Source organism: Aquirufa echingensis, assembly GCF_042714525.1.
GTDB lineage: Bacteria > Bacteroidota > Bacteroidia > Cytophagales > Spirosomataceae > Aquirufa > Aquirufa echingensis.
On sequence record NZ_JBBKYA010000001.1, the window covers coordinates 265,683 to 279,981 of the forward strand.

Genomic DNA, 14,299 nt, shown 5'->3' on the forward strand with positions numbered 1-14,299 from the left:
ATCCAATGTTCTATTAATTACACATGACAATTCGATTTACGCGTTTACTTGCCCTAATCTTTTTATTGGGCTCACTTCATCAACAAACTTTTGCTCAGTCGGTTAATTATATCATCAATCCTAATACGGATGGCGGTTTCGAAGGTGCGCATGGTTGGACTTTTTTAAATGGCATTCAAGCCAATCAATGGCAAGTAGGCCCAGCTGTTAAATCTGCAGGTTCAAATGGAGCTTATGTCTCGAACAATGCAAGTACACAAACATTGACAAGCCCGCAAGCGGGAAACTCGATTGTCTATATGTATAAGGACATCGCGGTCCCTTCCAATGCTACTTCGATTAATTTATCATTCAAATGGAAAAACCCGGATGGGTCTTCCTTCCCTCCGCGCGTGTTGTTCATGCCAGTTTCGGATTTGCAGTATTTGCCTACGGGCGGGGATTTTTACCGAACGAGTACCTCGGCCTTGACCACATTTTTGCAAAACCAATCAACGTGGCAAACGTATACAAACAGCGATCCTTTACAAAACGATCGAACCTCAACTTACCTATTCTTTACGGGTTATAACTTAAAGCCGGGTACAACGTATCGGGTAGTTTTTGAGTGGGCGGCATTTGATCAAAATTATTATATTCAAAACCCGCCTATTTGTACATTGCCTACGTCGGCAACGATTGTTCCAACGGGAAACAATATTGTTTATGATGCCAACCATGTACAACAATGGGCGGCTAACACTATTTACACTTACCATGTTGATTTACCTGGTGGCGGGGCCAATTATATTATTGAATGGTCGTTTGACAATGCCACAATTGTCTCAGGTCAAGGAACTCAGGATGTTACGGTGCGAACAAATAGCTCTATTCCTTCGGGAACATCTTACAGCCGAGTTAAAGTTTATTGCCCTACGCCGACCTATACCTTTGGCGGATATAACGGAGGTAATTTAGCGATTGATGAGGTTGCATTGACTTATGTGGCGGCACCTGTGATTTTGACGACAAGTGCTACCTCGGGGGCCGTAGGAAGCTCCGTAACATTAAATGGACAGTTTTTTGGCGATGATGCGGCTCATAATATTGTGTACTTAGGAGGTTCAAAATGTACGATCACATCTGCAACATCCACAAGCATCACGGTCACGATTCCGGCGCACGCGAAATATGATCATTTCTCTGTGGTGAATACCGCCACTAACTTGACTGCGATTTCACAAGCCAAATTCTTGCCCAAAAACACCGGATTAGCAAATGCCAAATATTCGAGTTTGGCGAACACGTCCTTTTTAGCGCCTATTTCATTTTCTACTCCCGAGGCTTTAAACCCATCCCAACGATTGGCAGTTGCTGATATTGACCAAGACGGAAAACCGGACTTGGCAACTTATTCTTCAGCTGGCGTTCCTCAAGTTTTGCGAAATACGGCAACGACGGGTGTTGTGAATTCGAGCACATTTGCTGGCGTGACAGCTGTTGCTGGCGTGACAGAAACGTATTTCCCTAATGCTTCTCGGTCGGTGATGGCTGCCGACTTGAACAATGATGGCAAGATCGATTTGGCTACAAGTAATGGATTGTCTGCTGCAGGAGGATTCGCGAATATGAATTCAAGCACGAGTGGTTCCATCAGTTTAGGGTCTTACCGAAGCATCAAAGCACCCAATGGGGATTATTTCGTGGATGCCGCGATGATTCCCTTGGACGTTAATAACGATGGTAAATTGGATATTTTTGGACTCAATGGTCAGTCTATCCTAGATATCACAAATGGGGTTAACTATAATTCCGGTTACTATTTAACTCAAAATACATCCTCAGGAACAACGTTTACGAGTACAACCGGAAAGTCTGCCAATGCGAGCGCTTGTAAATCATGTACGGATTACCTGTTAGTAGGGCCTATGTATGCTGCCGACCGGGCAGATTTGAATGGTGATGGGAAGGTTGATGTTGTGGTGGCGGGATCTGCGATAAATGTTTTGAACAATACCACCAACCCAGGTTCATTGACTTTGACGGATTTCAAATTTGATAATTTCATGATTCGCATGAATTCAAATGGCGGAATAGCAAATTCGGTCAAAGTTGCCGATTTTGACAGCGACGGTCGTTTGGATATCGTCTATTCAAATAGTACGACCAAGCAAGTATCTGTGTTAATGAACACCTACAATGCGACGGGGACCTTAAGTTTTCCATCAGCGGCGAGTAATTTTGCAACGCCCGACTTATTGAATACGTATATGTTGGCCGTAGGGGATATGAACGGGGACGGGAAGCCAGATATTATCGTATCTGATTATTCTTCAGCAGGTGGATTCTCAACAAAAATTGCCTATTTGGCAAATACCTCAACGATTGGAACGATTTCTTTTGCACCAGCCGTGGTTGTTGCGACGACTGCAAACCGAGTTTATCACCAGTTGGAATTACTGGATGTTGACGGTGACAATAAATTAGATATCGTAGCGACCCAAGTGGCGAATGCGGTGGATGTTTATCGGAACATGACCGGTGAAGCCGGGTCAATTGGTTCTGATCAAACCATTTGCTCGGGGGCATCCCCAGCCGCATTTACAAGTATTGCTGCGGCGAGTTATACGGGAGGCACCTTGACTTATAAATGGCAAAAATCAACAGATGGAATAAACTTTACGGATATTGCTGGTGCGACATCGACAACCTATGCCTCTACGGCATTGACACAAACCACTTGGTTTAGACGTGGGGTGACGAATCCGGGGGATGCGAATAATTATTATTTTACAACACCTGTACTTGTGACAGTTACAGCATTGCCTACAGTGGATGCAACGGTGCCAGGGGAAAGATGTGGTGTGAACGGAACCGTGGCACTTTCAGCAACTGCTTCTGCAGGAAGTACGATTGAATGGTTTACGGCGAGTGTAAATGGAACCTTTTTGGCAAGTACTGCAAATTTTACAACACCAAGTATTTCTTCATCAACCAATTATTACGCGGGAGCCATAACACCCAATGGATGTAAATCTGCTGTTAGAACAGCTGTTTTAGCGACGGTGATAACAGGCTTGCCTACAATATCTTCCACAAATAATTTACAGGCTTCCGCTACGCGTTGCGATGCAGGTTCTGTTACATTAACAGCGACTGCTTCTACTGGTGGAGTTACGATTGATTGGTATTCTGCTCTTACGGGCGGAACCTTGTTGGGAACAGGAACATCATTTGTTACACCTGTTATTTCTGCGACGACAACCTATTATGCACAGGCAACCAATTGCAATGGCATTAGTTCTAGTCGGACCGCAGTCGTAGCTACAATTTTAAACACGCCATCCGTAACATCTGTAACAGGTGGAACTGTATGTCAAAATACGACGGTGACCTTGCGCGCGACTGCTTCAACGGGAGGAAATATTCGTTGGTACGATCAAAGTACTGGAGGAAGCCTCTTGTATACAGGCTTGAATTATTCCTTTACGCTTTCTGCGACTGGTAATAAATATGCCACAGCATTTGTCACTGGAAATGGTGCATCTTGTGAGAGCCCACGCACTGCCGTTACGGGAACCATTATCGCCTTGCCTACGATTACCAGTACGACGCCTGGATCGATATGTAAGCCGGGTTCCACAACGATTAGTGCAACTTCTGCCACCGGAACAATTACTTGGCACAGTGCAAGTTCCGGAGGATTTACGTTAGGAACAGGTAACGCTTATGTTACACCAGAGATTGGTAATATGCCACGCGTGAGTAATTCGATGCCTCAGACGTATTGGGCGATGGCAACAAGCCCCGTGGGTTGTGTTAGCCCTCGTTCTGCAGTCGCGGTTACTTATACGGGCGCCTCGATACAAAATACGATTTCAAATTATGCATTTGTTACGAATTCAACGAATCAGAAAATCGTTGCAGGGGGCTTAAGTGGCCAAACTTCTTATGTATGGCAACGTAGTACGGATGGAGGTTTAACCTATACAGATATTACTGCTAGCATGGATGGGATTACCTATTCAGGATTTTCGGGTACGACAGGAACTTCTTCTACCTTAACCTTATCTTCGGTTAAAAAAGAATTTAATGGATTTATGTACCGGATTGCCTTGACTGCCTCAGCGGGTTGTACTTCTTACAGCAATGGTTCCGTTGTCAATGTTGCAGATGTATTTGGATCTTGTTCCAATTCCTATTCGGTTAATAACTACATTAATTATGCCGGTATTACCTATTTAAATCCAAGTTCGGGCTCTTATAATGTTCCTGGAGATCAGGGAACTTATGATTATAATATGAACTGGGTCTATCCTGACGTAACTTATTATTTCAATACCTCTAGTGCTGGAAGTTTATCTGACCAAGGACAATACGGGGGTATCGATACGAAGTCTGGTATCGTAGCAAATCAAATTACTTTAGATTTTGGCTCTATTTATCGAATTAATTCGATGGTTATAGGTGGTATTGGAGGATTTACACCTGATCCCAATTCACCATATGCAAGTAACTGGGGTAAATATAGCTTAGAGGATTGGAATGGAGGATCGATTGAGTATAGTCCTGATAATGTCAATTGGTATACCTTAGAGAACAATTTGTCTAATACGGAATATGAGTCGGCATTTAATGGATATGGTAGTGGATATTTTCCTGACCGAACATTTACAGAAGTCGAAGCGCGTTACATCCGGGCGACCAAATGGGGTTCTGGTGCTGGATTAAGTCATTTGCAATTTAAGGGTTACGGATTAAATGTTGTTCCTTCAATTAAAACCGCTCCATCGAATATTACAACCAGTGAGGGGGGTGTTGTAAATGTGACAGTTTCGCCATTTACACCGGGTACTAGTTTAAGTGGGTCTGGTTGGTCGGGCCCTTCATTTAGTTTCTTTGGCGGTGAGCAAAACACACTTACCATATCATCTGTAACAAATTACGATGCGGGTCAATGGGTTTATTCAGCTACAGATGGCAATGGATGTGAGGTAAGCACAAGTTTTAATTTGAACGTTGTTGCACCCTTTTATTCTTCAGCAACAGGTGCGGCTGGGCAATTGCAAAGCTTGGCCAATTGGGGCTCCAATGCAAATGGTATCGGCCCAGCTGCTCCGAGCAATTTTACTTCCGTTTTCTTGCTAGCTAATGGAGCAGGAGGTTCTTATACCTTTGCTTCTGATTGGTCAGTACCTGGGACATTGCGCTTAAATGGGAAAGTGTTAACATTAGGTGTTAGAAATTATACAGGTGGAATTGTTTCTGATGGTGGGGCGAATGTCAATGCCTCCGGTGTGCTTGCTTACGTAAATACCAATAGTACGGGTATGATGAAACTGCCTGTTGGAAATTTTGAAACAACCTTCCCGATTGGTGTTGGGAACGCCTATGCTCCGGTGACCATGGTTAATAATGCAAGCGCCTCTGAAATTTATGCTGCACGGGTCGCAACCGGGGTTCTTTCAGCGGGAACGACAGGCACAGCTTTAACCAATGTTGTGAACAAAACCTGGTATTTAGGAAAAACTTCTGCAAACTCAACAGGCACAGGTACGGATTTAATTTTCAGTTATGATCCTGCGGACGTGAGTGGAACAGTCGTAAATCCTGTTTTATATAGCTATGTAGGTGGTGCTTGGGTTGCCCAATCCGTGGCCTCTACGACCTTTGAGGATGATCCTGTGAATTCAAATCCAAGCAATAACACGCCATACAAGCGTGTGATTTTCCGCGGATTTAAAGGAACGATGACATTAGCCGGGTCTTTATTCATGATTGGAAATCCCTCGCCTAGCATTACATCTTTTACACCTACTACATCGGGTGCAACGACAAGTGTCGTGATTACAGGTGCTGGGTTTACCGGTGCAACAGCTGTAAGTTTTGGAGGTACGGCAGCTACTTCATTCACGGTGAATAGCAATACACAAATTACGGCTGTTGTAGGAACAGGGACTTCGGGTTCTGTACAAGTAACGACACCAGGTACCTTGGCCACATCCGCGAGTTTAAGTGGATTTACTTTCGCCCCTGCACCTACGATTGCTTATTTTAATCCAATTCGTGCGAATGCGGGTACGACAGTGACAATCAAAGGGACCAACTTAAGTTCAACGAGTGCTGTTTCTTTTGGTGGAACGGCCGCTTACAGTTTCACTGTTGTAGATAATAACACAGTCACAGCAGTTTTACGTAATGGCACTACTGGGTCTGTTAGCGTAACAACATCAGGTGGTACAGCAAGCCTAAATGGATTCGCGTATGGAACCCCTTATTCGTCGGTTGATTTATTAGCAGGATGGAACCAAGTTAATACCTCTTCTGCAACTTACCCTTTAGCAGCGACCTATACAAAATCGGGCGCGGTTGCATCGGCTTCTACAACACAATTGGGTATGTCGAGTCCAAATAGTACATACAATGATTGGGCAAGTACTAATTATTCGGCGATTAATTTATCGTCTTTTGTAAGCTATTCTGTTTCAACGAGTGTTGGTACGAAGTTTACCCGTTTTGTTTTGGGGGGATTAAATAGTCGATTTAATTCTAGGTTGCAGTTGCGCTCAAGCGTTGATAATTTCGCGAGTTCTTTAGGGGAATTTACATCCGCTGCGGGTGGAGGATATGGTTTAACCTCAGTAGATTTAGCTAACATAACTACGCAACCATCTGGAACAATAGAATTTCGAATTTATGCGTATCAAGGATATCCTACCGAGTATTTTAGTCTTGTTGATGGTAATAATTATAGTCCTACAGATAACACGAACCCTACACTAAGTGGAGCGTATAACGTTATGGTCTATGGTGCGACACGCACAGTACCGACCTTAGGTTCGCTTGCCAATGTAGATAAGTTGGTTTCCGATCCAATCTTCTCGATCGCAACGCCTACTTCAAATAGTAACGGAACCTTCACCTTTACGAGCAGCAACACAGCGGTTGCCACGGTATCCGGGAATAATGTTACCCTTGTGGGACCGGGTGTTACGACGATTACAGCGAAGCAAAATGCGACGGAAGACTATGCGGAGGCAACAACAACCTTCACTGTAACAGTTACGAAATATGCCTCCATTCGTTTGACGCCAATCAATAAGTTAATTGGGGATGCGAACGTTACATTGGGCGTAACATCAGATTCGCCAGGTGCGATAACTTATTCGGGATCTGTGGCGAATGTGTTCTCTGTAAGCGGGACAACGTTGACGGTGGGAACGACTGCTGGTTCAGGGACAATTACTGTATCGCAAGCTGCGAGTGGTATCTACGCGGCAACTACGGCTACAATTCCGGTAACGGTATCGGATCCTTCGAAATTAGCTCCAACGATCACTTGGGTTTCCGGTTACAATAAGACAAAAGGCCAACCGTCCTTTGCCTTGCCAGTGCCCGTTTCAACAAGTAATGGAACCTATACCTACTATTCAAGCAACCCATCCGTTGCGACCGTTTCTGGGAATACCGTTTCGATTATCGGTGATGGACAAACAACCTTGACCGCGATTCAGGCTAGCACAACAAACTATCGTTCGGCGTCGATTAGTGCACCGTTGATCGTAGGATTGGTTTCCAATACCACCCCAACCTTGAGTGGATTTGCGAATCAAACTAAGACCATTACGGATGGAACTTATACGATAACTGCGCCAACATCAGCCAGTTCAGGGGCGTTCACGTATATCAGCTCAAATCCTGCAGTAGCAACGATTTCCGGGACAACCGTGACGTTAGTAGGATTAGGAACGACGACCATTTCTGCGATTCAAGATCCGGCAACGGGATATAATGGAGGTACAACCTCAGCGACATTAACAGTACTCAATCCGAATATTCCAATCATTACTTTTGCGCCAAGCGCATCGTGGACAAGAGGGTCTGCTATTACAAATTTATTGCCAACATTCGTTTCGGGCGCTGCGGCAACATCCTATAGCATTGCGCCACCACTTCCTGCTGGCTTAAGTTTTAATACGACGACGGGAGAAGTTTCCGGAACGCCTTTAAGCTTAAGTGCTGCTCGTGATTATACAATTACCGCATCCAATGTTGGGGGATCAACATCCGTTGTGACGAGTTTGGCGGTATTAGAACCTGCCCCAACGGCTTTAAGCATTTCGGTTCCGTCGATTTACTTATTAGGCCAAAGCATTACGCCTGTTGTTCCTACAAATAGTGGAGGTGTTGTGAATACCTACAGCATCAGCCCAAGTTTACCAGGTGGTTTGGTATTCGACCCTGCGACTGGAACGATTTCAGGTGTACCTGCCGAGCTTAAAGCAGCTACCACGTATACGATTACTGCGACCAACTCAGGTGGCTCAACCACAACGACATTCACTCTGACCGTCAATGATGTCGCCCCAAGTACCTTGAGTTATGCCTCACCGATTGTGCTGGAAAGAGGAATTGCCATATTACCGATTGGGCCAAGTACATCAGGGGGAACAATTACTTCATATAGCATAAGTCCAGCATTATCGGCCGGATTATCATTTAATACGACGACAGGGGTTATTACAGGAACACCTACTGCGGTAACGGCTCGGACAACCTATACCATTGTTGGTTCTAACGTAACTGGTTCATTGACTACAAGTATGGACATCATTGTGAATGATGCGCCGCCAGTCAATTTCACGTATTCAACGCCACCTATTTATTATTTGAATACCGCAATTACCCCATTGACTCCATCAAATAACGGTGGAACCCCAGCGGGATATACTATCTCGCCAGCTTTACCAGCGGGATTAAGTTTCAATACATCGACCGGGGTCATTTCGGGTACGCCTACCGCGATTACGGGTTCTGCAACTTATGTGGTGACAGCCTCCAACTTCGTGGGATCTGTTTCCCAAAACGTCGTGATTGAAGTCAAGGATTATGCACCGGTGAATTTGGTATATCCATCGGCAACGCTTACAGCAACGAAAACGGTGGCGATTAGTCCGTTGACTCCAACCGTCGGCGGAGGCGCAGTCATTACCTATACCGTTAGTCCAGCGTTGCCGGCAGGTTTGTCGATTAACACGAGCACAGGTGTGATTTCAGGTACGCCTACAGCATTAAGTCCATCGGCGAATTATACGTTGACCGCCAACAACGGAACGGGCTTTACAACATTTGCCATGAACATTACCGTGGTCGATGTAGCGCCATCGCAATTAAGTTATGCGACTCCGGTAGGTTTGGTACGAACCCAAGCGATGACGAGCTTAAGCCCTTCGAGTATAGGCGGTACCGTTATTAGCTATACGGTTGTTCCGGCCCTGCCTGCAGGATTACTTTTGAACTCGACAACCGGGGTTATTTCAGGTACGCCAACCGCCGTTACGGCGCAAGCAACGTATACGATTACAGCGACCAATACGGGAGGCTCATCGAGCTTTGGTGCCGTGATTCGTGTCTTTGAATTCAATGATCCAAATCTTGATACTGATGGAGATGGTATTATCGATTCGGCCGACTCTTGTCCATTGTTATTTGGTACAGCACAATTGAATGGTTGTCCGGTAGACTCCGACGGGGATGGATATTATGATGCCATTGATGATTGGGATGATGATAACGATGGTATTTTAGATACGGCAGAAAATGCTGCTTGTAATCCGGCTAGCGCGTCTTGCGATACGGATGGTGATACTGTTCCAAACCGCTTGGATTTAGATTCCGATGGCGATGGCATCAAAGACGTGATCGAAGCAGGAGGTACAGATGCAAATAATGATGGTAAGGCAGACGGAGCGATTACAAGCCCCGGCATTCCCGTTTCTGCAGGAAGTGGTTTGGCAACGGTTGATACTGATTCAGATGGAATTGCCAATCCTTATGACCTAGATTCAGATGGTGATACTGTTTTAGATGCGGTTGACCAATGTCGTTTAGTCGCCGGTTCTGTTCTTTTGAACGGTTGTCCGGTAGACTCTGATGGAGATGGGGTGTTTGATACCTTGGGGGATTTGGATGACGATAATGATGGTATTTTAGACACGATTGAAAATGCGGCATGTAACCCATCGAGTATATCATGTGATACGGATGGGGATAATATTCCAAACTACTTGGATTTAGATTCTGACGGCGATGGCATCAAAGATGTGATTGAGGCAGGTGGAACCGATGCAAATAATGATGGCAAGGCAGATGGTCCGGTCAATGCATCCGGTATTCCATCTACGGCAGGAACGGGCTTGACACCTTCGGATATTGACGGAGATGGACTCCGTAATCCTTATGATTTAGAAAGTGATGGGGATGGTGTCTTGGATGCGACTGAGGTCAACGACAATACGAATCCGCGCAATAATTGTTCGTACCTATTGATTCACCGGACTGTTGCGACATCTACCGCTTGGCAACAAGGGGATTGCGATGGAGATGGTGTAATCAACTTGAATGATACGAATCCATTGTTGGCCCTTGCTCAAAATGATTTCTTTGGGCCTGTGGTCAACGGAAGCATTTCGGGTAACGTGATGTTGAATGACGATTTTGTTCCTGGAGCGAATATCAGTTTAACTCGTCTAAATGGAGGATTTGCAGGAACAGCAACGGGAACTGTTGTGCTTACGCCTACGACCGGGGTGCTGACATATACGGCAGGTTTGAATGAACCAGCTAGTGTGGTGACGATTGGTTACCAAGTGTGTAATACGTCGACAAGTACATGTGCAACCGCGATAATCTCTGTTCGCATCACGCGTGATAACCCAACGCTTTCGAACTTCCCTGCCATCACGAAAACAATCCGAGATGTGGCATTTACGATTACTGCGCCTACAAGTTCAGCGGGAACAGGCGCTATTACCTACACAAGTAGCAATCCTGCCGTTGCAACAATCAGTGGCAATACGGTGACTATCGTGGGCATCGGTACGACGACGATTACAGCGACGCAAGCGCAGGATAGTAATTACAATGCAGCGAGCATCACGACGATTATGACGGTGTTGATTGGGGATTCTGATGGGGATGGCGTGCCAGATACGGACGAGCAAGCGCAAGGTACGAATCCGTACGATGCGGGAAGTTTCTTGGATACAGATGGCGACGGGGTGCCGGATTATATTGAAAACCAACAAGGCACAAATCCGAACAGCGCGACAAGTTTCTTGGATTCAGATGGGGACGGTGTTCCGAATTATGTAGAGCAACACCAAGGGACAAATCCAGCGAATATTTCGAGTTATTTAGATAGCGATGGCGATGGCGTTCCAGATTATGTGGAAATACGCCAGGGTACTGATCCGCGTAATGCGGGAAGTTTCTTGGATTCCGACCGCGGAGGCATTCCAGATTACGTGGAAACACGGCAATCGACAAACCCATTGGTCGCACCTGACACATTGCATGATGCGGATGGGGATGGTATTCCGGATTATTTGGAAGGATTTGACCCGAATAACCCCGTTGCTTCGACGGATACAGATGGGGACGGTATACCGGATTATTTAGATACAGATGCAGATGGCGATGGTATTCCAGATGCGACGGAATTAACGCATGATACGGATGGGGATGGTGTGCCAGATTTCCAAGAGATGTTGGACGGTACCAATGCTAATAACCCAGCAAGCTTCAAGGATTCTGATGGGGACGGGGTTCCGGATTATGTAGAAATTGCCCAAGGAACAGATCCTTTCAATTCAACGAGTGTTCGTGATACCGATGGGGATGGCGTGCCAGATTTCGTTGAGACCCAACAAGGTACTAACCCGAATAACCCAGCATCTTCGCGGGATAGCGATGGAGATGGTATTCCAGATTATGTGGAGAGTCGGCAAGGAACGAACCCGAACGCCGCAGGTGACGTGGTTGCTGATAGCGATGGCGATAGTATTCCAAACTACATCGAGGGTTATAATAGTCAAAGTCCAAGTTCTTCTCGCGATAGCGATGGTGACGGCACAGCGGATTATTTGGATTTGGATTCTGATGGGGATAACATTCTTGATGCCACTGAGCGAACGACGGATACCGATGGAGATGGAGTGATGAATTATCGCGATTTAGATAGTGATAATGATGGTATTTTAGATGCCTTAGAAGGGAATACCGATTTAGATTCAGACGGAACGCCTAATTACTTAGATTATGATAGTGATAATGACGGAATATTTGATCCTTGGGAAGCCGTGAATGATTATGATGTAAATCTAGACTATAATTGGGATGGTCGCATTTCGGTAGCTTCAGGCGCATTTGTTGATGCGAATGCAAATGGAGTCATAGATAATTTAGAGACCCGATTTGGGGGAAGACCCATTGTTCCATACGATAAGGATCGAGATGGCACACCTGATTATTTGGATCGTGATTCTGACAATGATGGACTTACCGATTTATTTGAAAGAATGAATGATAATGATCAAGACGGTTTGCGCAACTATCGAGACGATGATTCAGATGGCGATGGAGTGGGTGATATGTATGAAGGCTCTAATGACATGGATCGTGATGGGAAATACAATTTTGAGGATTTAGATAGTGACGAAGATGGAATTCCAGATGGTTGGGAGGGAACTGATCGTTGCTGGACGTGCAAAGATTCGGACAAAATAGACAATAACGAAGATGGTTGGGATGATCGGATTCAGTTTGTAAATCCATCGCCAAAAGATACAGATGGCGATGGTCAATTTGATTTCTTGGACACGGATAGCGATAATGATTGTATTCAAGATGGAGCTGATGGATTAAATGATTTAGATCGTGATGGTATTTTAAACTTCAGGGATTTGGATAGTGATAATGACAGCATTCCAGATTCGGTAGAGGCACTAACTTGTGCCAAACCAAGCGATACCGATGGCGATGGCACGCGCGATTTTGAAGATTTTGATTCGGATAATGATGGCATGCTTGATGCATTTGAAGCTGGAGCAAACGGAAGAATGCCACAGGATTTTGATAACGACGGCAAGCCTGATTACCGTGATACGGATTCGGATAATGACGGAATCTCAGATCTAGTGGAAGTAGGCCCAACGCCTAAAATGCCTGCTGATACAGATTCGGATGGAATGCCAGATTACCATGATTTAGATTCCGATGCGGACGGTATTTCGGATGCCATAGAGACCAATGTGGATACGGATGGGGATGGTACGGCCGACTTCCGTGATTTGGATTCAGATAACGATACGATCTTGGATTCGATTGAAAAAGCAATCGATACGGATGGCGATGGTTTGTTGAACTTCCGCGATTTGGATTCGGATAATGATACGATTTTGGATTCGATTGAGAAGGCCATTGATACCGATGGTGATGGTTTGGCAAACTACATCGATTTAGATTCCGATGGGGATATGATTCCGGATGCGGTGGAGAAAACGGTGGATACGGATTCCGATGGCAAACCAAATTATGTGGATTTGGATTCCGATGGAGACAAAATTCCGGATGCAATCGAGGCCGGTTTGAAACCCGCGACACCTGTAGATACGGATGCTGACTCAAAACCTGATTACGTGGATTTAGATGCAGATAATGATGGAATTCCTGATACGTATGAGGCGGGAGTTAATCCATTGGCACCTGTTGATACAGATCGCGATGGTGTATATAATTTCCGTGATTTGGATTCAGACGGCGATACGATTCCGGATGCGGTGGAGTCTGGCATAACGGGAAGTATTTCCTCGAATATAAGTGGGGATGACATTACTAATTACCGTGATTTGGATACGGATGGAGATGGGATGGCCAATTACACCGATACGGATTCAGACGGCGACGGTATTTCAGATCAGATTGAGGCTGGTAAAGATCCGAATCATCCGGTGGACACCGACAAAGATGGCAAGCCCGATTACGTGGATGTGGACTCCGATAATGATGGTGTTTCGGATAAAGAGGAGGCTAATTTGATTAATGGGGTTCCAGCAGATACGGATAAAGATGGTATCCCAGATTACTTGGATTTAGATACGGATGGTGATGGAATTTTGGATGCCGTTGAAGATGATTTGAATTATGGTGCGTTGCCAGACTGCGATCACGATGGTATTCCAAACCGTTTGGATAAAGACGTTTGTGAAACATTTACGACGCAAGGATTCTCGCCAAACGGTGATGGCAAAAATGACACCTTTATTATTCCGGGAATTTTAAGTCGGCAGCCAAACCGAATGACGATCATGAATCGCTCAGGTCAGGTGGTTTATGATGCAGAAAATTACAAAAATGATTGGGCGGGTAAAGGCTCAGACGGACATGATTTGCCGGATGGTACCTATTACTATGTGTTGGATTTCTTTGGCAAATATCCAACGGTGTCGACCTATGTGTACATCAATCGGTTGAAATAATT

General features: G+C 45.2%; 1 protein-coding gene. It reads left to right on the forward strand.

What is annotated here, in order from left to right; all coding sequences use genetic code 11:
* Window positions 1–23: 23 nt before the first annotated feature.
* Window positions 24–14,297 carry an Ig-like domain-containing protein gene (locus SKC38_RS01290; protein WP_377974413.1) on the forward strand — a complete coding sequence of 4,758 codons (14,274 nt, stop codon included), beginning with the start codon at window positions 24–26 and terminating at the stop codon, window positions 14,295–14,297.
* The last annotated feature ends 2 nt before the right edge of the window (window positions 14,298–14,299 follow it).